A 20,402-nucleotide genomic window follows, 5' to 3' on the forward strand; every position below is an offset into this window, starting at 1 on the left:
CCTGACCGGCTCAACGGGGATCGTGATTCCGTGGGTCGGCCTCGAAGAATAGGAAACCCACACACAATGACCACCGCAGCCGATATCGACGCGCGGCATTCCGATCTCGACGACCAGCGCACCCTCAGCGTGAGCCCCCTGCGCTCGCCCGCCGAGGTCCGCATGGTCCATCCCATCACCGACGCGCTCGCCGACACCGTGCGCACCGGCCGCAAGGCCACCGTCGACGTACTCAACGGCGACGACGACCGCCTGATGGTGATCGTCGGCCCGTGCTCGGTGCACGACCCGGCCGCCGCCCTCGACTACGCCCGCAAGCTGGCAGCCAAAGCCGCCGAACTCGGCGACCGGCTGCACGTGGTGATGCGCGTGTACTTCGAGAAGCCGCGCACCACCCTCGGGTGGAAGGGCCTGATCAACGATCCGCACCTGGACGGCTCGTTCGACGTGAACACCGGCCTCGGCATCGGCCGCAAGGTGCTCGTCGACATCACCGCGCTCGGCCTGCCGGTCGCCTGTGAGTTCTTGGACCCGATCACCCCGCAGTACATCGCCGACCTGGTCTCCTACGGCGCGATCGGCGCCCGCACCGCGGCCAGCCAGGTGCACCGCCAGCTGTCCTCGGCGCTATCGATGCCGGTCGGCATCAAGAACGGCACCGACGGTGACGTGCAGGTCGCCGTCGACGGCGTGCGGGCCGCCGCGGCCAGCCACGTGTTCCCCGGCACCGACCTCGACGGCCGGTCCGCGCTGATCCGCACCACCGGCAACCCCGACTGCCACGTCATCCTGCGCGGCGGCAGCAACGGCACCAATTACGACGCCGCCTCCGTCGCCGAGGCCAAGCTGCGGCTGGAGAAGTCGTCGCTGCCGCAGCGCGTGGTTGTCGACGCCAGCCACGGCAACAGCAACAAGGACCACCGCCGTCAGGTCGACGTCGTCACCGATATCGCCGAGCGGCTCGCCGCCGGTGAGGAAGGTGTGGTCGGTGTGATGCTGGAGTCGTTCCTCGTCGCGGGCCGCCAGGACCTGACCCTCGGCAAAGCCGACGAGCTCACCTACGGCCAGTCCATCACCGACGCCTGCATCGACTGGGACGTCACCGCCGCCCAGCTCGACCGCCTCGCCGCCGCCGTCGAAACCCGGCGCGGCTGAGTTCGCCACGCACCCGTGGCCCCGGAGAAACCCGGGGCCACAGGGCGTTTCGGGACCGGACAACCCACGGTGTAGGCCCAGGTGCCCTGCGGTCGCCGCCCCAGTACTGCTCGGCGCTGTAGCGCCAGGTGCCGTTGTTCTCGATCACCAGCCACGCGCCCGGTGCCGAACCGGCCTGCGCGGCGCGGCCGACGCCACCGATGCCGCGGCGACGGTGAGACCGATCCCCTGCTGCGCATCCGCATCGCGGAGTGATGCAGTGTGGGCTGCGAAGGTTTCGGCTACGTGTCGGTTCTACCCGGCAGGCTTGGCGAGATCCTGGCCGATGGCTTGCGGCGGTCGGCGGGGGCGTACCTGTGTGGAGGTGAGTGGGATGACAGGCAGACTTGTCGGTGATGAAGCTGCCTGAACTGCCTGATCTGCCCGTGCGGTCCGCGCTGGGGGAGATCGTCGAGACGCTGGCCGGTCGTGGGGTCGCGGTGCTGGTCGCGCCGCCGGGGACCGGGAAGACGACGCTGGTGCCCTTGGCGCTCGCGGCGGGGTCCGATGGCCGGGTCGTCGTGGCCGAGCCGCGGCGGCTTGCGGCGCGGGCGGCCGCGGCCAGGATGGCCGACCTGCTCGGGGAGAAGGTGGGCGAGAGTGTCGGCTATTCGGTGCGTGGGGACCGGAAGGTGGGGTCGAGGACGCGGATCGAGGTGGTGACCTCGGGGCTGCTGGTCCGCCGCCTGCAGGGTGACCCGGAGCTGGCTGGGGTGGGCACCGTCGTCCTCGACGAGTGTCACGAACGCCACCTCGACGCCGACCTGCTGCTCGCCCTGCTGCTCGACGCCAGATCCGGCTTGCGCCCCGACCTGCGGGTGCTGGCCACCTCGGCGACGGTTGCGGCCGGTCGGCTGGCGCAGCTGCTCGGTGACGCCGTGGAACCGGCCGAGGTCACCGGGGCGAACGCTGCCGGGATCGCCGCCGAGACCGGTCGGGCCGCCGCCGACGTGAACTCCGAGCGGGCACCGGACACGCGGTGCGGTGCGGCATCGGACATGCGGTTCGGCGTGGCATCGGATCCGGGGACCGTGCGGTCGGAGTGTGCGGGACGCGCGCCGGTCCTCGAAGTGCGCGGGCGGACCTATCCGGTGCGGGTGCGGTATCTGCCCGCGCTGGCACGGGAACGGGTCGAAGCGCAGGTGGCGCGGGCCACCAGGGCGGCGCTGGCGGAGACCGAAGGCGATGTGCTCGTCTTCCTGCCCGGGGTCGGCGAGATCAACCGGACGGCCGGGCTGTTGCGTGACCTCGAGGTCGAGGTCGTGCCGCTGCACGGCAGGCTCGGGGCAGCCGCGCAGGACAGCGCGTTGCGGCCCGGTGCGCGGCGGCGCGTCGTCTTGTCGACGGCGGTGGCCGAATCCAGTCTCACGGTGCCCGGTGTGCGGGCGGTGGTGGACTCGGGGCTGGCTCGGGTGCCACGGATCGATCATCGGCGCGGACTGTCCGGCCTGGCGACCGTGCGGGTCTCGGCCGCGGTCGCCGAGCAGCGGGCGGGCCGAGCCGGGCGCGAAGCACCTGGCGCGGCTTGGCGATGCTGGCCGGAGTACGAACACCAGACCCTGCCCGCCTATCCGGAACCGGAGATCAGGACCGCCGAACTCACCCGGCTCGCCCTGGAATTGGCGTGCTGGGGTACGCCCGACGGCAGTGGCCTGTCCTGGTGGGACGCGCCACCGGAGGGTGGTCTCGCCGCCGCCCGCGCCGTTGTGCGTACCCTCGGCGCCCTCGACGACACCGACCGGGTCACCGACCGCGGCCGTGCCATGGCCGCCCTCGGCCTGCACCCTCGCCTCGCCCGCGCGCTCCTCGACGGCGCCTCTCACCTGGGCCGACGCGCCGCCGCCGAGATGGTCGTCCTCATGGACGACGATTCCCTGGCGTCCGGCACCGACGCCGCCGCCGCGCTGCGCGCCCTGCGCGCCGAACGCCCCGCCCGCTGGGCGAAGGAGGTCAACCGACTGGTCCGGTTGCTCGCGGCCGACCGCGTCGCGGGGGGAGCGGACACAGCGAGCGCCGGGCCTGGTGGACGGGCAGACCTCGTGGTCCCGAACACTGCGCAGTCATCGGATCCCGCCCCCGGAACGGCTGCGCAGCGGCATGCGGCTGCCGATACTTCTCGGGTGGCGGCGGTGGGCGATCGTGAGAAATCCGTTGGCGCAGGCGCTTCCGTCGGCGAGACCGCCGCGTTGATGATCGCGCTGGCACAACCGGAGCGGTTGGCGCGGCGGCGAGCGAACGGGACCTCCTATCTGATGGCAGGGGGTACGGCCCTCAGCCTGCCGCCGGGATCGGGACTGGCCGAGGCGGAATGGCTCGCGGTGGCGGTGGCCGATCGGGATCCTGGGCGGGCGGAGGGTCGAATCCGGTTGGCGGCCATCGCCGATGAGGAGCTGGCGCGGGTGGCAGCGCCCGCGCTGATGTCGCGTGCCGAGGAGGTCCGGTGGGAATCGGGCGATGTGGTGGCGCGGCGGGTGGAGCGGCTCGGGGCGATCGTGCTCTCGGAAAAGGTACTGCGCGAACCGGATCCGGGACTATTGGAACGGGCCGTGCGCGAAGGTCTCGCCACCGAGGGGCTCGAACTACTTCGCTGGGACGACGACGCCCGCACGCTGCGTCGGCGCCTCGATTTCCTGCACCGCACCCTCGGTGAACCATGGCCCGCCGTCGACGACGACACCCTGCTCGCCGACCTGTCCACCTGGCTCGGCCCCGAACTCGCCACCGCCCGCCGCCGCGCCGACCTCGCCCGCGTCGACGCCGGCACCGCCCTGCGCCGCCTCCTGCCCTGGCCCGAGGCTGCCCGGCTGGACGAACTCGCCCCCGAACGCATCGAGGTGCCCTCCGGCAGCCGGGTCCGGCTCGACTACAGCGCCGATCCACCGGTGCTCGCCGTGAAAGTCCAGGAGATCTTCGGCTGGACCACCCCACCCACCCTCGCCGACGGCCGCGCCACCTTCCTGCTCCACCTGCTCTCCCCGGCCCAGCGCCCGGTCGCCGTCACCGCCGACCTCCCCTCCTTCTGGCGCACCGGTTGGCCCCAGGTCCGCGCCGACCTGCGCGGCCGCTACCCCAAACACGCCTGGCCGGAGGACCCGACCACCGTCACCGCGCACCGTGGCACCGCCCGTCGTGCCCAGTCCCGTTGACCACTTCCCCTCGCGGCGCCGCGTGCCGGGCTGAGTCCTGTCGGCTGCTTCTCTTCGCGGGGCCGGTGGTCGGCTCTGGTCGGTGACGCTGACTTCGCTGGGGGGCGAGAACGACGGTGTCGGTCTGTCGTTGGAACTGTGGAGTGCGGGAACTCCAGCTCCGAGTGAGGTGGCCGGCGCCACTGCTGAGCCGACGGGCCAACCGCACCAAGGACGCCCCTTGGCCGGGTCCGAATTCGAGCACCCGATCCTCGGGGCGGACGTCGATGACGTCGGCGAACCGGTCGAACCGCGCGCCGTCAGGCATCGGCGCCTCCGCCGAACACCGCGGCGGGCCAGCCGTCGGCGGGGCCGGGTGGGTCGGTGGCGAGCCGGGCGGCGTGCCATTCGTCGACCCGCGCACCGCGCTGGAGGCCGCCGAGCCGGGCCAGCCCCTCGTATCGGAAGCCGTTGCGGCGCGCCACCGCAGCCGAGGCCTGGTTGCCGACCATGGCGCGCCAGGTCAGCCGCGCCACGGCGAGGCCGTCGGGCGCGAAGGCGAAGTCGCAGACCAGGGTCACCGCTCGCGACATCACGCCGAGGCCACGGCACCGCGGGCTGAGCCAGAAGCCGATCTCGCGGACGCCGGGACCACGATCGTGCAGCCCGAGCATGCCGTCGACCGGGCCGTCGGCGGCGGTGCGGACGGCCCAGACCGGGACCTCGCTCGCCCAGCCGGGGGCGACGACCCCATCGAGGAAGTACTCGGCGTCGGCGCGGCCGTAGGGCGACGGGATGGTCGTCCAGCGAGCGATGTCGGGGTCCTGACAGCACTCGACGATGCGGTCGATATCGGCGGCGGCCGGGCGGGTGAGCCAGACGGTGCCGTCGGTGAGCGTGTGCTCGAACATCGTGTCATCGTGCCAGGTCGGCGGCCGGTTTCTCAGCTGGTTTTCGGCGACCGTAGGATCAGCGGCGATGGTTTCCCCGTTACTCGCCGACCTGTTCGAATCGCATCGAACCCACTTGCTTTCGGTTGCCTATCGGCTCACCGGCAGCGTCGGCGACGCCGAGGACGCGGTGCAGGAGAGCTGGCTGCGGCTGGCCGGGGTACACCAGTCCGAGATCGATGACCTGCGCGCCTGGCTCACCACGGTGGTGAGCCGGATCTGCCTCGACCATCTGCGCAGTGCGGCGGTGCGCCGGGAAACCTATGTGGGGCAGTGGCTTCCGGAACCGATCGTGACCGCACCGAGCCGCACGCCCGACCCGCTCGACGTGGTGGTCCGCAATCAGGACAGCCGGATGGCGGCGATGGTGGTGCTCGACGCGCTGACCCCGCAGCAGCGGGTGGCCATGGTGCTGCACGACAGCCTCGACGTTCCGTTCGACGAGATCGCCGCGATCATCGGCGTATCCGCCGACGCCGCACGCCAATTGGCGGTGCGCGCCCGCAAGGCAACGGCCAAGGCGCCGGCACCGGTGGCCGACGACGTACACGATCAGGCGGTGCGGCGATTCCTCGCCGCGCTGGCCACCGGAGACGTCGCCGCGGTGGCGGCCGCCCTGCATCCCGACGCGACCTTCACCGGCGATTCGGGTGGTACAACCAGGACGGCGGTCAATGTCGTTGTGGGAGTGGAGAAGATGGCCCGGCTGGTGGTCGGGCTATGGCGGAAGTACCTGGAAGACACCGGCCTCGAACTGGAAACCGCGATGGTGAACGGGCAGACTGGGCTCGTGCTCACCGATCCGAACTCGCCGTTCGGGCGGCCCGCCCGGGTCATCGGGTTCGCGGTGCGGGATGAAAAAGTCTGGGCTGCCTACGATTTCGCCAATATCGCGAAACTCTCCGGGGCGCGGAAACGCTGAACCCGGTGCGCCGGACCGGACCCGCGCGATCCGGTCCGACGTGGCACGTGGTTACGGGTAGGTGGACCCCCACTGATGGTTTCCGGTGGACGAGCCGAGATTGTGGTCGCCCGTCGAGGATCCCATGTTGTTGTCGGGCGTCGCCGAACCGGTGAAGAAGTCGGCGATCGGGCTCGCCAGCAGTTGGTCGGCGATGAACCGCAGAGCCGAACCGGCAACCTCCGACGCAGCCGGGCCGACGATGAAGTCGAGCAGAGGTGAGGCCATAGAGAGCCCCTTTCGAGATGTCACCACGCTGTGGTGTGTGAGGTAGAACACGGCGAGGCTAGCTCAGCTTGGGTCACCGCACAATAGTGCAGGTCAACATAGAAAAACGTTTGTGAAACATGCATGTTCGCTATCGGTCGGCAACGGTGCGGAAAAGTGGGATACTCTGCGGGGATGTCGTCTGTGCCGCCCACCGTCGCCCGTCTGCGCCCGTTCGGATCGACCATCTTCGCCGAGATGACCGAGCTGGCCGTCCGCCATGACGCGGTGAATCTGGGCCAGGGCTTCCCGGACACCGACGGGCCTGCCGGCATGCTCGAGGTGGCCCGCGCCGCCATCGCCGACGGACTCAACCAGTACCCGCCCGGCCGGGGTATGCCCGTGCTGCGGCAGGCCGTCGCCGCCGATCGTGCCCGCCGCTACGGCACTGTCTACGACCCGGACACCGAGGTGCTGGTCACCGTCGGTGCCACCGAGGCGATCAGCGCGGCCGTGCTCGGGCTGGTCGAACCGGGACAGGAGGTGGTGCTGATCGAGCCGTACTACGACTCCTACGCCGCGTCGGTCGCGCTCGCCGGGGCGCGGCGGCGGACCGCGCGCCTGGTCGCCGACGGTGACCGGTTCGTCCTCGACCTCGACAGCCTGCGCGCCGCGATCACGCCGGAAACCCGGATGCTGGTGATCAATTCACCGCACAACCCGACCGGTGCCGTCCTCGATCGCACCGAGCTCGCCGCCATCGCCGCACTTGCCGTCGAGCACGACCTGCTCGTCCTGGCCGACGAGGTGTATGAGCATCTGGTCTACGACGGCGGCGAGCACATCAGCATCGCTACCCTGCCCGGCATGCGGGAGCGCACCGTCGTGGTGTCGAGCGCGGCGAAGACCTTCAATGTCACCGGCTGGAAGATCGGCTGGGTGTGCGCGCCGGTGCCGCTGCTCGACGGGGTACTCGCCGCCAAGCAGTTCCTCACCTTCGTCGGCGGTGGCCCGTTCCAGCCCGCCGTCGCGCACGCCATCACCGCGGAACAGCCGTGGGTGCGCGAGCTGCGCGACAGCCTGTCGGCCAAACGGCAGCGCCTGTCGGCGGCCCTGCGCGACACCGGTTTCGGCGTCTCGGCAAGCGCGGGCGGCTACTTCGTCTGCGCCGACATCCGGCCACTGGGCGCGACCGACGGCATGGCTTTCTGCCGCGAACTGCCCGCCCGCCTCGGCGTCGCGGCCGTCCCGGTGAGCGTGTTCGCCGATCATGGCGCCGACTGGCGGCACCTGATCCGCTTCACCTTCAGCAAGCGCGACGAGACCATCGACGAGGGCGTGCGCCGCCTGCGCGCGGGCATCGCCGTCACCGGGTGAGCGCGGCGGCCCGGCCGCGCGCGTAGTGCCGCCGCGTCCCGCGCGGTCCAGGCCGGGAGTCGGAGCCGACGGATCGCGGTCGGCGGGTGAGCACGGACCTCCGCTGCGTGTGCGGCGCACGCGGTTCAGGCGTCCACCGGTGCCGTCAGTCGTGGGCACGGCGATGTGCCGGCCCAGCTATCCGGTTGGCCGACCTCGGCGCCGGGTCAGTCGCGGGCGTGGCGGGCGGTCGGCGCGTGCCATCGGTAGTGGCGGGCAAGTAGGCGGAAGCCGATGGCGCCCGCGGCGGCGAGCAAGCCGGTCCAGGTGCGGTAGAGGTCGAAGTGCAGCAGGGTGGCCGTCGTCGCGGCCCCGAACAGGGCTGGAATCGCGTAGAGGTCCTGGTCGGGGCGCAGCACGAGGGGGACCTCGCCGCTGAGCACATCGCGCAGGACGCCGCCGCCGATCGCGGTCGTCATGCCGAGCAGGGCCGCGGTCGGCGCGCCGAGACCCGCGGAATCGGCGATCACCGTGCCGGTGACGCAGAACAGGCCGAGCCCGATGGCGTCGGCGATCTCCAGCGGACCCTTGGTGAGCCGCGGCGACGGTGCGATGAAGAACAGCACGAAGGCCGTCACCAGCGACGCGGTGAGATAGGTGAGGTCGGTGAACGCGGCGGGCGGGGTGCGCCCGATCAGCAGATCGCGCACGATCCCGCCGCCGAGCGCGGTCGCCGCCGCCAGCACCGCCATCCCGAACAGATCCAGCCGTTTGCGCGCGGCGACCAGCGCGCCCGAGGCCGCGAACGAGATGACCCCGAGCAGTTCACCGCTGCGATGGACCGCGGTGGCGGCCGAATCCAGCTCGGACACCGACGGCCCGGTCGCGACGGCCGCCACCAGCATCCCAACACTCACCGCTCACTCCTTCTCCCGTTGCCACGAGCAGCGTGACACGCAGGTGGGAGTGGACAGGCATCCGCCTCACCGTGTCGGCCAGAGCACCGCCTGCGCCACGATGACGCTCGCCCCGTCGAAAGTGACGGACGGGCCTTCGTGGAGCTGATAGCCGAGCGTGAGCAGCTCACTCACCCGTCGGCAGAACGTGGCGTCGTCGGGTCCGGTGACGACCCGGTAGATCGGTAGTCCCTCTGGTGGTGTGCTCATGCGGAGAGGATGCCAGATATCCACCGGGCCAATGCCTTTGCGCGACGGGGTCAGGCGGGGGTGGGGCGGGTGCGGTCGGTGGCGAGTAGCACCGCGATGGCGCCGAGCGCGGTACCCATCAGGTACCGCTGCGTCCGCAGCCAGAGTGGGCGGGCGGTGAGGAAGCTCGCCAGTCCGGCTGCGCCGAGCACGATCAGCCCGTTCACGGTGAGCGCGACCGCGATCTGCACGGCGCCGAGCGACAGGCTCTGCAACCACAGCGCGCCCCGCTCCGGATCGACGAACTGCGGGATCAGCGCCATGTACATGATCGCGATCTTCGGATTGAGCAGGTTGGTGACGAACCCCATGGTGAACAGCCGCCGCGCCGGATCGGTGGGCAGCTCGACCGGCGCGAACACCGAGATCCCGTCCGGCCGCACCGCCTGCCAGGCCAGCCACAGCAGATAGCACGCGCCCGCCAGCTTGAGCCCCAGGTACAGCCCCGGCACCACCGCGAACACCGCCGTGATCCCCACCGCCGCGGCCAGCAGGTACACCGCGAACCCCGCGGCCACCCCGGCCAGCGAGATCAGCCCGGCCCTTCGGCCCTGCGCCACCGTCCGTGACACCAGATACATCATGTTCGGCCCCGGCGTCAGCACCAGGCCGAGTGCCGCCGCCGCTACCCCGAGAACCGCCGTCGTCTGCAACACCCCATGAGTCTGGCCTGGTCAGGCCCGTCTTGTCGCGGTCCAGTCGGGAATCGCTGGACCGCCGGGGTAGCCGCACACAAACCCGCCGGATCGGTGGAAATCGGCTCGGATTCCGGCGTTGTGTGTGGTGCGCCCGGTGCCAACCACACAGCACAGATCGGTAGCCGCCCGATATCCTGGGGCGACCCCGCCGACGATCTATCAGTGCGTGGCCGCCCCGCTATCGCGCCCCGGTCGGTGTCGGACCGGGTCCGTACAATCGATCAGGCCGTCGGCGAACTACCACGGCAGACAATCCGCAGAACAATCCAGGCCGAACGCACCCCGCACAGGGCGAGTCCAACGAGCCCGTTCGGGGCCGCCCCTCGACGCGCATGCGCCGCAGGCGCGAGTCCCGAGGGGTCACCAGGCCCCGAACCCGCGGCCACGGCCGCCGAGGAGCACTGTGACCGACGGTCCGCTGATCGTGCAGAGCGACAAGACCCTGCTGCTCGAGGTCGACCACGAGCTGGCGGGCAACGCGCGGCAAGCCATCGCGCCGTTCGCCGAGCTCGAACGCGCACCCGAGCACGTGCACACCTACCGGATCACCCCGCTCGCCCTGTGGAACGCGCGCGCGGCCGGGCACGACGCCGAGCAGGTGGTCGACGCGCTGGTGAGTTTCTCGCGGTACGCGGTGCCGCAGCCGCTGCTGGTCGACATCGTCGACACGATGGGCCGCTACGGCAGATTGCAGCTGGTCAAGCACCCGGCGCACGGGTTGTGCCTGGTGAGCCTGGATCGCGCGGTGCTGGAGGAGGTGCTGCGGCACAAGAAGATCGCGCCGATGCTCGGTGCCCGCATCGACGACGACACGGTGGTGGTGCATCCGTCCGAACGCGGCCACATCAAGCAGATGCTGCTGAAGATCGGCTGGCCCGCCGAGGACCTGGCCGGATATGTCGACGGCGAGGCGCACGACATCGGCCTCGATTACACCGGCGGCAAATGGCACCTGCGCGACTACCAGGAGATGGCCGCCGACTCGTTCTGGGCCGGTGGCTCCGGCGTTGTGGTGCTGCCGTGCGGCGCGGGCAAGACGATGGTCGGCGCCGCCGCCATGGCCAAGGCGAAGGCGACCACGTTGATCCTGGTCACCAATACGGTGGCGGGCAGGCAGTGGCGCCGCGAGCTGCTGGCGCGCACCACGCTCACCGAGGACGAGATCGGCGAGTACTCGGGCGAGCGCAAGGAGATCCGCCCGGTCACCATCGCCACCTACCAGGTGATCACCCGCAAGACCAAGGGTGAGTACAAGCATCTCGAGCTGTTCGACAGCCGGGACTGGGGCCTGGTGATCTACGACGAGGTGCATCTGCTGCCGGCACCGGTCTTCCGGATGACCGCCGACCTGCAATCGCGCCGCCGCCTCGGCCTCACCGCGACCCTGGTCAGGGAGGACGGAAGGGAGGGCGATGTGTTCTCGCTGATCGGCCCCAAGCGGTATGACGCGCCCTGGAAGGACATCGAGGCGCAGGGCTGGATCGCCCCCGCCGAATGCGTCGAGGTGCGGGTGACGCTCACCGACGCCGAACGGATGGCCTACGCGACCGCGGAGCCCGAGGAACGCTACAAGCTGTGTTCCACCGCGCGCACCAAGATCCCGGTGGTGGAGTCGATCCTGGCCAGGCACGCCGACGCGCCGACCCTGGTGATCGGCGCGTACCTGGATCAGCTGGAGGAACTCGGCATCGACCTGAACGCGCCGGTGATCACCGGCGCGACGAAGAACAAGGAGCGCGAGGCGCTCTTCGACGCGTTCCGTTCCGGTGAGATCCCGGTGCTCGTGGTGAGCAAGGTCGCCAATTTCTCCATCGACCTGCCGGAAGCCTCGGTGGCGGTACAGGTTTCGGGTACGTTCGGCTCACGGCAGGAGGAGGCGCAGCGTCTCGGCAGGCTGCTTCGCCCGAAACAAGATGGGGGACAGGCGCACTTCTATTCGGTGGTCGCCCGCGACACCCTCGATGCCGAGTACGCCGCACACCGGCAGCGGTTCCTCGCCGAACAGGGCTACGCGTACCGGATCACCGACGCCGACGATCTGCTCGGGCCGCCGATCGGGGACTGACGCATCGGCGCCCGTCAGCGGCGCGTAGCGGCGTCGCGCCGGTCGGATCGCGGTACCGTGCGGTGACATCCCTCGGCAGATAAGCGGAGGCAATCCCTCCGCAACCTGTGCTAGGAAGGAAACGTGCGCCGCTTCGAATTCGTGGTCGACCGTGAGCACGCTCACGCGGTCAACGAGACGTTCACCGGGCTACGCCGGTTGCGCGTGGTCGCGCTGCTCGCGGCCGGGCTCGCCATCGCCGCCACGGCCGCCCTGCTGTGGAGTGGGCAGGCGTGGGGTTACCTGCTGGCCTTCGTCTTCGCGCTCGGCGCGGCGATCGCGCTGTGGGTGGCGCTGTGGACGCCACACCGCTCCAGCATCGAAAAGCTCTACCAGGACGGCGCTTTGGTGCCCGCGGTGGTCACCGGGGCGGACCAGGGCGGCATCGTGCTGCTCGCCCTCGTCGATATCGCCGAACCGGCCGCACCGACCCGCAGCTGGGCGCTGGTGACCCGCAAGGTGCGCACCCTGCCCGGCCACCCGCCGGAGCCGGGCGAGCGGGTACCCGCGGTCGCCGTCCGCACCGACCACGCTCCGCGCCAGGTCGGCGAGCGCTGGCAGCTGGTCACCGCCATGCCGATCGCGTGGGCCACCCGCGACAGCGCCGTGATCGAGCGGGCCCGCGGTGCCATCACCGAACTCGAATGGCGGCTGCTCGCGGAGAATCTGGAACTGGCCGACCGGGTGCGGCGCACGGCGACGAAGCGGGTCATGCTCGATCCGGAGCACCTGCCCGGTGAGTTGCGCTGAGCGGCCACTTTCGTGGCCGATGGTCGGGATCGGGACCATCCCAGCGGATTGTGTTGGTCCACCGCGGCTGGTTTCGGCCATCGGGAGCCGCGGGATGATGCGACGATGATCGCCGTGGAATCCACCGGCGAACGACGGTCGACGATGCGACTCTCGGCGGCCGCGTGCGCGGTGCTCACAGCGCTCGCACTCGGCACCAGCCCGGCAGGCGCGGATCCCGGCTTGATCGGGGAGCCCGGCCTCGACGACCCGTACTTCCCGATGGACGGCAACGGCGGCTACGACGTCACCCACTACGACCTGACCATCGACTACACACCCGAAACCTACGCCCTGCGCGGCACCGCGCGCATCGACGCCGCGGCCACCCAGCCGCTGGCCCAGTTCAACCTCGACTACCGGGGCCCCGAGGTGCTGATGGTGACGGTGAACGGGCATCCGGCCGGGTTCCGCCGCGACGGCGATCGCGAACTCGTCGTCACCCCGCTGCTGCCGCTGCCACCCGGACTGCCGATGCGGATCATCGTCGACTACGCCGGTCCCACCGCCGACACCGCGGGCGCGGGCTGGACCCACGCGCCGAGCGGCGGCGCCTTCGCACTCGGCCAGCCGCACAGCGCGAGCACCTGGTATCCACTCAACGACACCCCGCTGGACAAGGCGACCTTCACGCTGCGCGCCTCGGTCCCCGCTGGCTGGGAGGTGATGTCGACCGGCGACCGCACCGCGCACGAGGTGCGCGAGGACCACCTGCACACGGTCTGGGAAACCAGGCAACCCGTCATCGGGTACCTCACCACCATCGCTGTCGACCACTTCACCTTCCTCGAACAGCGCACGGCAGGCGGCCTACCGGTGCTCAGCGCCTTCGCGCCCGGATCGGCCGACAACCGCGAGGACGAACAGCGGCTGCCGGAGATCCTCGATTTCCTCGAGAACCTCTACGGTCCCTACCCGTTCGACGTCGCGGGCGGCATCTACGTGGACACCGAGATCCCGTTCTCGCTGGAAACCCAGACCAGACCCGTCTACGCGCCGTGGGCCGAGCTGAACACGGTGGTGCACGAGCTGGCCCACCAGTGGTGGGGCGACACCATGTCGGTGCGGCAGTGGTCCGATATCTGCCTCAACGAATGCTTCGCCAGCTACACCGCCGACTACCTGTGGCTGGAGCGGGTGCACGGCGCCGATGTCGACACCAAGTACCGCGACACCATCGAAAAGAACCGGGACGACCAGGATTTCTGGGACATTCCGCTGGCCGATCCCGGCGCGGAGAACATGTTCACCTCCGTCTACTACCGCGGCCCGCTGTTCCTGCACGCCCTGCGCAAACTGCTCGGCGAGAATGTCTTCTTCACCGCTGTCCGCGATTTCGTGAACGCGCACCGCAACGGCCACGCCTCCATGCCGGAGTTCCGCGAGTTCCTGCAGAGCCGAACCTCGCTGCCGCTCGGCGAGTTCCTCGCCGAATGGCTGGACGCCACGACCGCACCACGCGAGGACTTCCTGTACCCGGGGACCCTGCGCCGCTGAGCTTCAGTCCTGCGACATCCGCGCGCGGGCCCGCTCGGCCCAGCGCTGCATCCGCTCGAACTGGCTACGCGCCGAAGTGAACTCGCCGCGCGCGCGGTGTTCGGCGGTGCGGGCGAAATGGCGCTGCTGCTCGGCATGTTCGAGTTCGGTGCGCAAGCGGTCGATCCGCGTCTCGACCTCGTCGAGCTCGGTCTTGGCGCTCGCGGCCGCTGCCTCGGCGACGTCGCGGGCCGAACGCGCCTCGGCCAGCGCGGATTCGGCATCGTCGAGTTCCTGCTGTGCCTCCGCGCGGCGTTTCGCTGCCGCGTCCTCGGCAGACGGTTGGGCGCGCGGTGCGCTCGACCGCTTCGGCGCGGCCGCCTTGCCGCCGGTGATCGCGACCAGCCCGGCCGGACCGAAACCGTCGTAGGTGACGGTGGTCGGCAGCACCCCCGCCCGGACCAGATCGGCCACCTCGGGATCGGCCAGCGCCGCGGTCAACGTCTGGCCGACCTCGCGCAACACCTGATCGCTGGCCGGCCGATCGTGCTCGGCGGCCAGTTCCCCCGCCCGCTTGGTCATGGCGTTGACCACCTGCTGACGCTGGGTACCCAGCGCGCGCAGCTTCTCACCGGAGAGCTGACGCTGAGCCGCGCGCAACGCATCGCCGAGGTCGAGCAGTGCCGCGATATCGGCCGGTGCGTGCCGGGCCAGCAGGTTCACCGTCCAGGCCGCGACCGTGGGTTTACGCAGGGCCGTGATGGCCTTGGCCAGCTCACGGTCGCCGTCGGCACGCGCCTGCGATGCCCGCTCGGTACGGGTCGCCACGAAGTCGCCGGGGTCGAGACCGTACAGCTCGTCAACGACATCGTCGATCGTCACCTTTGTGATGGTAGCCAGGGTTCGACGCGGTCGAGCGCGACCGGCACCGGCTTGGGTATCGTCACCGGCGGTCAACCATGTCTGAACCGTTCGGTGAGTGAGGTTTTCAGTGTTCTTCCCAGGAAAGCGGCTGCTGGCGCGAATCGTGCTCGCCCCGGTGGCGACGGTCGCACTGGTCGGGGCGGTCGTCGCCTGTTCGTCGGACAGCGAATCCGACGCGGGCTCGCTGAGCAAGGGCTCGTGCGTCGAGGTCACCGACAACGCGGTCGACGCCATGCGGGCCACCATCGGTGACTGCGGCGCCGCGACCTCGAACTACCGCATCGTGCAGGCCGGATCGGCCCCGCTGGACTGCGCCGCCGAGGACACCACCTTCAACGGCACCGTCGGCGACACCGAGACGGCCCTGTGCCTGTCGCCGAACTTCGCCCAGGGCAACTGCTACGCCGACGCGGGCCAGCGCCCGGCCGAAACCGTGCCGTGCACCGCCCCCGAAGCCAGCTTCAAGGTCGTCAAGCGCATCGACGGCACGATCGACGAACTCCAGTGCGACTCCGGCGCCACCATGTACCGCACCGTCGCCGACCCGAAGACCACGTTCTGCATGGCGAGGCCGTGATATCGGAGCGCTGGCGCGCTCGTGTCGCGGCCCCTTGGTCCCCGTCGATCAGGCGCCGTTTCTTGCTCCTTCGTCGCTTGCGAAACGGCGCCTGATCGACGGGGACGGCCGCGACCGCCGCTGCGCGGCGTGACCCTCCTGGGGGTCGGGCCGTGCGGGGTCGGGTTGAGGGCGTTGGCTGCGGGATTTTAGTGGTGCGCTGAGGTCGCTGTTTGTTGGAGCGCTGGCGCTGTTCGTGTCGCGGTCCCTGGTGTCCCGTCGTTCGGGCGCCGGTGCTTGGCTCCTTTGGTCGCCTGTGCAGGGGTGTCTGCTCGACGGGACGGGCCGCGACCGTGGTGACGGGGGCTCAGTCCAGCAGGGCGACCGAAGCGATGCGGTGCAAGGTGAAGTGGCGGGTGGTGCCGGTGACGGGGTCGACGGCGTCGAGCTGGCCGTTGCCGACCCGGACCGGTTCCACTACGCGTTGGCTCGCCACGCCCTGGGCGTCCACGTAGCCGATGTTCACCGGGCGGCCCACCCTGGCGGCCAGCTGGAGCAGGGCCAGGGTGGCCGCGGTGCCGGTGCGGGTGCCGTCGGCGCGTACCTGCTTGCTCGCTCTGGCGCCCGCCGCGCGTTCACCCGCGCGTAGCTCGGTGACCAGCAGTTCGAGCTGCTCGTCGCTCGGCGGGGAAGGGCGGTAGGGCTTGCGGGCCAGCGGGCGGACCGCGATGCGGGCGCCGCGCGGGCGCAGGTCGACGATCGCGCCCGCGGAATCCTCCCCGGCAGGCGCGAACCCGGCCGCTCGCAGCTGGTCGAGCAGCTCGCTCAGCGGTGCCAGCGCGATGGCGACGGTCGGGGCGATCGCGCGCAGTGCCAGCGTATCGGCGACCGGGGCGGCGAGGACCTGGGCGAGCAGCGCCGGGTCGTCGCTGCGCAGGAACGACTGGGCCATGCCCGCCCGCAGCTGACCGTGCCTGCGAGCCACGTCGTCGATGAGATACGTCAGCGACTGCGGCACCGGCGTACGCGAGTGCGTGGCGAACAGGGCGTGCAGTTCGGCGGCGGTGAGACCGGCGTCGAGCGCCCGGCGCACCGAGGCGTCACCGACCCGGTACACCGTGGCCGCCCCTGCCGACTCCACATCGGCGACCAGCGCGATCCGCGCACCGAGCTCGGGGACCAGCGGACCCGGCGCGATCACCGTCAGATCCGCCTGTACCAGCACGTGATCGACCGGCTCCGGCAGCGCGGCGGCCATCTCCGCCTCGGCGTCGGCCACGCTGGTCGGCGCGCCGTGCAGCAGCGCGCGGGCGGCCGAAACGAGGGCGCCGCGGCCCAACAGACCCAGCGTCGCCGCCTCGGTCAAGGTCGCGGTCACCGCGTCGAGCCGGAAGTGTCTGCGCCGCCGCGGCATCCGCCAGGCCAGCAGTTTGCCGATATCCGGCGCGGTCAGCGCGGTGCCGGTGGGGTATTCGCCGAGCAGGCCGAGGATCGCGTGCCGGTCGCGCACCGCGTGCGGGATCCGCAGCTCGGCCGAGAGTGCGGCGATGGGCTTGTCGGCCGCGTCGCGCAGACCGATCATCCACGGCATCCGGTCCAGGTCGAGCCAGGCCTGAGCCAGTAGCACCCAGCGCGTCGCCGGTGGCGCGTCGAGCCAGGCGTCGGCGGCGGGAGTGGGGGCCCAGAAGTCGTCGGTGGTGTCGAGTTCCGGGGTCGGTTCCGGCAGCCCCTTCTCGACCAGCTTGGCCGCGGCGAGCAGTTCCAGCAGCAGGCCGGTGCGGGCTTCCTCGATCCCGGTCTGCTTGGCCAGCCTGCGCAGTTCGCGAACGCCGAGCCCGCCTGCGCGCAGGGCGGGCGCGGGTAGCCTGCCGAGCGCGTCGAGCAGATCGGCGCAATCGCGCAGCAGCTCGCCGACCTCGCCGGCGCCCACCGCGTTCACCTCGGCGGGCGTGTTCTTGGTGAGGGTGGGTTTGGGCGGGGCCAGCGCGTGTGGGTCGGTCACCGGTTCGCCGCGCAGGACCTGGCCGACGGTCACCGGCAGCTCCACCGTCTCGTCATCGATTCGGTGCAGCAGGCGGGCCGCGAGCAGGTGGGGCACCGGCCGATCGGCGGGCGCGTCCGGCGCGGCGTCCCTGGTGCGCCCGCGTGGGCCGGTGGTGGCCAGCTTGTCGAGCAGCGCGCGTTCGGCCTGGCCCGCGGCGGCAAGCGCGGCGGTCACCTCGGGTTCGGTGAGTGCGTCCGGCAGCATGGTCGTCGCGCCGACCGGCCACGGCAGTGCCTCGACGGCGCTGGGCGCCAGATGCAGATCGTCCCCGGTCTGCCAGACCAGCGCCCGGTCGAGCAGGCGGGTGAGCGCGGCCGTGAACGCGGTCTTGGTGACCCGGTCCTCGAGCGCTGCGTGCAGCGTCGCGCGGGTCAGCGGCGTGTGTGCGGTGCCGATCGTGCGGGCGTCGGAGTTGGCGGCGAGCGCCTCGATGATCGCGAACTCGAGCGTGTTCAGGTCGTCGGCGGCACGCAGGACCGACGCGCGCTGCTGGGCGCGCACCGCGAGCACCGACATCGAAGCGGGCAGCGGCACCGCCAGATCGGGCCGCAACCGCAGCAGTTTCACCAGCTGGGCATCGGTGCGCGCACCGAGCCAATCGGCGAGGGAATCCGTCGCGATCATCCGATCCAGCCTACTGCCGCGTCAGCCGCCGAACGACACCGATGGGGTATGCCAGAATGAGCCCGTGGTGAACAAATCGAAGAAACCCTACGTCGACAATGGCTGGCCGCAGGTGGCCGACGGCGAGCACGCCGTGACCGAACTGTCGGCGACCCGCGCCGGTAACCTCTCGCCGTTCGGCGAGGAGACCGAGTTTCCCGTCCCGGCCAGTGAGCTGCCGTACGTCCACCCGCAGACGGTCATCAACCGGGTGTAGTCCTTCGGACGGGAAAAGCAAGAGCCCGCATCCATGACGGATGCGGGCTCTTGTTGTCTGCGTGAGCGATCAGGAGGGCAGCAGGCCCTTGTTCGCCTCGAAGAAGTCGATCACGGCCGGGTCGAGCTGCGTGCCCTTGGCCGAGTTGAGGAAGTCGATGGCCTGCTGCGGCACGGCGACACCCTGCTGCTGCACGACGGTGATGGCGCGGTCGACGGCCGAGAACACTTCCGCGCTCGGGTCCTGGACCTGGGGGACGGTGACCTCGGGAACCCAGCTGGGGGTCGAGGGGACGGCGCGTTCGGTCGGGCCGCTGCTCAGGCCGAGCTTCGCCGAGCACGAAGGCCACGCGCCCCAGCCCTGCGAGGCGAGCACCTTCTCGGCGACCGCGATCTGCTGTTCGCGGGTGGCCTGGTTGGCCGTGGCGGCGTACTCGCCACCACCGTGAGCGGTCCAGGTCGACGGCGAGAACTGCAGCCCGCCGTGGTAACCGTTGCCGGTGTTGATGCCCCAGTTGCCGCCGGCTTCACACTGTGCGAGGCGATCCCAGTCGGAGTCGGGGGCCGCGCTGGCGTTTCCCGCGAAGGCTGCACTGGCGGTGCCGATGATCGCGCCGGTGACGGCGACCTTGGCGACCGTGCGGCCGGTGGAAGTCGGCTTGCGGTGGCGTCCACTCATATCGGGTTTCTTCCTCTCGTGCGCACCTGCATGTGGTCCGGACTGAGAGGTCTCCCGGTCCGCCCTCACCCCTGATTCCAATCGGGGTCCGGTACCCGCGGGGTGAGGTTCGGTGCGGCGGGCCGGTGGTTCCGGGGGTTGCCCCGGCTGAGAGAAACGGTACGACGGACAGCGGGGAAAGTCACTATTTGGTAACCGGCGTGTACAGGGTGGTCTCGGGGTGGTCTCAGGGTGATCCCCGAGTGTCCGCGCAGGTAGTCGGCTTGGTTTGTGTGCGCGACGGTTGCACACACACTTCGTGACCTCACTGTTATGTGATGAGGATCACATGCAAGTCTGGGTAACGATGGGTACGGGTAATCGGTTGACGCGTCAACGCGCGCGACGGCCCGACCAGAGCGCGAAAACCAGCCCGAGCAGGAAACCTACCGGCGCGAGCATCGCGAGGCAGTACAGCACCAGCCCGGGTTTCGCGTCCGAGACGATCGGCGTCACGAAGATCGCGACCACGGCCACGATCCCGATCCCGAACAGCGCGACAGCCAGCTGCAGCAGGCGATCACTCGCCCGGCGCGGTCCCTCAGGAGAAGAATTGCTCACCGACGCACAGTAAAACTGATGTGCTCGCGGTATCGCCACCGGGGTAGACTCTGGGCACATCGCGTCCTGCCTTGTTGTGGGGCGCGTTCTTTTACGTGACAAGCAGAACCAACCTGAGCCACAAGGGTTCGGGTGTCGAGCGATGAACGGGTGAGCGCAGTGCCGACCGGCCGGGTGAAGTGGTACGACGTCGAAAAGGGCTTCGGCTTCCTTTCCCAAGACGAGGGTGAGGACGTCTACGTCCGCTCCTCCGCGCTGCCCGAAGGCGTCGAAGGCCTCAAGCCGGGCCAGCGCGTCGAGTTCGGCATGGCCGCGGGCCGCCGCGGCCCGCAGGCGCTGAGCCTGAAGCTGCTCGAGGCCCCGCCTACCGTACGCGGCAACCAGGGCCAGCAGGCCGCCCGCAAGGACACCGGTCCGCGCAAATCGCCCGACGAGCTGCACGGCCTCGTCGAGGACATGATCACGCTGCTCGAGACCAAGGTCCAGCCCGACCTGCGCCGCGGCAAATACCCGGACCGCAAGCTGTCCCAGCGCATCTCCGAGGTCGTCCGCGCCGTGGCTCGCGAACTCGACCACTGAATCATTGGAGCGCTGGCGCGCTCGTGTCGCGGCCCCTTGGTCCCCGTCGATCAGGCGCCGTTTCTTGCTCCTTCGT

Annotated in this window: 19 protein-coding genes; 10 read left to right on the forward strand and 9 right to left on the reverse strand. The window is 70.6% G+C overall.

Annotated elements, in window-relative coordinates:
- The first annotated feature begins 66 nt into the window (after positions 1–66).
- Positions 67–1,155, forward strand: a complete 1,089-nt coding sequence (locus tag ACFOW8_RS06445) for a 3-deoxy-7-phosphoheptulonate synthase (RefSeq protein ID WP_378546838.1) — start codon at positions 67–69, stop codon at positions 1,153–1,155.
- Positions 1,156–1,550: 395 nt separating this feature from the next.
- Positions 1,551–4,340: an ATP-dependent RNA helicase gene (locus ACFOW8_RS06450; protein WP_378546841.1), complete on the forward strand. Its 2,790-nt coding sequence runs from the start codon at positions 1,551–1,553 to the stop codon at positions 4,338–4,340.
- Between the two features lie 299 nt (positions 4,341–4,639).
- Here the strand turns inward: ACFOW8_RS06450 and ACFOW8_RS06455 are convergent, their stop codons facing one another.
- The gene (locus tag ACFOW8_RS06455; protein WP_378546844.1) at positions 4,640–5,230 is read right to left on the reverse strand and encodes a GNAT family N-acetyltransferase; all 591 of its coding nucleotides are present in this window, start codon (positions 5,228–5,230) and stop codon (positions 4,640–4,642) included.
- Positions 5,231–5,297: 67 nt separating this feature from the next.
- Here ACFOW8_RS06455 and sigJ point away from each other — a divergent pair, with 67 nt between their 5' ends.
- A complete protein-coding gene (gene sigJ, locus ACFOW8_RS06460; RefSeq protein WP_378546847.1) occupies positions 5,298–6,191 on the forward strand; it encodes an RNA polymerase sigma factor SigJ in 894 nt (297 codons plus the stop codon).
- 51 nt (positions 6,192–6,242) lie between these two features.
- Here sigJ and ACFOW8_RS06465 read toward each other — a convergent pair whose 3' ends face one another.
- Positions 6,243–6,458, reverse strand: a complete 216-nt coding sequence (locus tag ACFOW8_RS06465; RefSeq protein ID WP_378546850.1) for a hypothetical protein — start codon at positions 6,456–6,458, stop codon at positions 6,243–6,245.
- A 174-nt stretch (positions 6,459–6,632) separates the two neighbouring features.
- On the opposite strand from ACFOW8_RS06465, the gene ACFOW8_RS06470 reads away from it, so the two are divergent.
- Positions 6,633–7,814 (forward strand): pyridoxal phosphate-dependent aminotransferase, encoded by a 1,182-nt coding sequence (locus tag ACFOW8_RS06470; protein ID WP_378546853.1) that lies wholly within the window; start codon positions 6,633–6,635, stop codon positions 7,812–7,814.
- Between the two features lie 206 nt (positions 7,815–8,020).
- On the opposite strand, the gene ACFOW8_RS06475 is transcribed toward ACFOW8_RS06470, so the two are convergent.
- The 3 genes from ACFOW8_RS06475 to ACFOW8_RS06485 form a co-directional block, all read right to left on the reverse strand.
- Positions 8,021–8,698: a trimeric intracellular cation channel family protein gene (locus tag ACFOW8_RS06475; RefSeq protein WP_378548538.1), complete on the reverse strand. Its 678-nt coding sequence runs from the start codon at positions 8,696–8,698 to the stop codon at positions 8,021–8,023.
- A 78-nt stretch (positions 8,699–8,776) separates the two neighbouring features.
- Positions 8,777–8,959, reverse strand: coding sequence for a DUF1737 domain-containing protein (locus ACFOW8_RS06480; RefSeq protein ID WP_378546856.1), 183 nt, complete (start codon positions 8,957–8,959; stop codon positions 8,777–8,779).
- A gap of 50 nt (positions 8,960–9,009) precedes the next feature.
- Positions 9,010–9,654, reverse strand: coding sequence for a LysE family translocator (locus tag ACFOW8_RS06485; RefSeq protein WP_378546858.1), 645 nt, complete (start codon positions 9,652–9,654; stop codon positions 9,010–9,012).
- Between the two features lie 445 nt (positions 9,655–10,099).
- On the opposite strand from ACFOW8_RS06485, the gene ACFOW8_RS06490 reads away from it, so the two are divergent.
- The 3 genes from ACFOW8_RS06490 (at position 10,100) to ACFOW8_RS06500 (ending at position 14,086) form a co-directional block, all read left to right on the forward strand.
- Positions 10,100–11,761 carry a DNA repair helicase XPB gene (locus tag ACFOW8_RS06490; RefSeq protein WP_378546861.1) on the forward strand — a complete coding sequence of 554 codons (1,662 nt, stop codon included), beginning with the start codon at positions 10,100–10,102 and terminating at the stop codon, positions 11,759–11,761.
- A 123-nt stretch (positions 11,762–11,884) separates the two neighbouring features.
- Positions 11,885–12,550 (forward strand): DUF3239 domain-containing protein, encoded by a 666-nt coding sequence (locus ACFOW8_RS06495; RefSeq protein WP_378546864.1) that lies wholly within the window; start codon positions 11,885–11,887, stop codon positions 12,548–12,550.
- A gap of 105 nt (positions 12,551–12,655) precedes the next feature.
- Positions 12,656–14,086 (forward strand): M1 family metallopeptidase, encoded by a 1,431-nt coding sequence (locus ACFOW8_RS06500; protein WP_378546867.1) that lies wholly within the window; start codon positions 12,656–12,658, stop codon positions 14,084–14,086.
- A gap of 3 nt (positions 14,087–14,089) precedes the next feature.
- Here ACFOW8_RS06500 and ACFOW8_RS06505 read toward each other — a convergent pair whose 3' ends face one another.
- On the reverse strand, positions 14,090–14,947 hold the full coding sequence (locus ACFOW8_RS06505; RefSeq protein ID WP_378546870.1) for a hypothetical protein: 858 nt from the start codon (positions 14,945–14,947) through the stop codon (positions 14,090–14,092).
- Positions 14,948–15,044: 97 nt separating this feature from the next.
- On the opposite strand from ACFOW8_RS06505, the gene ACFOW8_RS06510 reads away from it, so the two are divergent.
- Entirely contained in the window at positions 15,045–15,566 is a 522-nt protein-coding gene (locus ACFOW8_RS06510) for an LppU/SCO3897 family protein (RefSeq protein ID WP_378546873.1), read from the forward strand.
- Positions 15,567–15,912: 346 nt separating this feature from the next.
- Here the strand turns inward: ACFOW8_RS06510 and ACFOW8_RS06515 are convergent, their stop codons facing one another.
- A complete protein-coding gene (locus ACFOW8_RS06515) occupies positions 15,913–18,213 on the reverse strand; it encodes a helicase-associated domain-containing protein (protein WP_378546876.1) in 2,301 nt (766 codons plus the stop codon).
- 64 nt (positions 18,214–18,277) lie between these two features.
- On the opposite strand from ACFOW8_RS06515, the gene ACFOW8_RS06520 reads away from it, so the two are divergent.
- A complete protein-coding gene (locus ACFOW8_RS06520) occupies positions 18,278–18,469 on the forward strand; it encodes a hypothetical protein (protein WP_378546879.1) in 192 nt (63 codons plus the stop codon).
- Positions 18,470–18,538: 69 nt separating this feature from the next.
- On the opposite strand, the gene ACFOW8_RS06525 is transcribed toward ACFOW8_RS06520, so the two are convergent.
- Complete coding sequence (locus ACFOW8_RS06525) at positions 18,539–19,147, reverse strand: transglycosylase family protein (RefSeq protein ID WP_378546882.1); 609 nt, start codon at positions 19,145–19,147, stop codon at positions 18,539–18,541.
- 372 nt (positions 19,148–19,519) lie between these two features.
- A complete protein-coding gene (locus tag ACFOW8_RS06530; protein WP_378546885.1) occupies positions 19,520–19,747 on the reverse strand; it encodes a hypothetical protein in 228 nt (75 codons plus the stop codon).
- Between the two features lie 159 nt (positions 19,748–19,906).
- On the opposite strand from ACFOW8_RS06530, the gene ACFOW8_RS06535 reads away from it, so the two are divergent.
- Complete coding sequence (locus ACFOW8_RS06535; RefSeq protein WP_378548541.1) at positions 19,907–20,326, forward strand: cold-shock protein; 420 nt, start codon at positions 19,907–19,909, stop codon at positions 20,324–20,326.
- Positions 20,327–20,402 lie beyond the last annotated feature (76 nt).

The sequence above is a fragment of the Nocardia rhizosphaerae genome, assembly GCF_042650365.1.
Lineage (GTDB): Bacteria > Actinomycetota > Actinomycetes > Mycobacteriales > Mycobacteriaceae > Nocardia > Nocardia rhizosphaerae.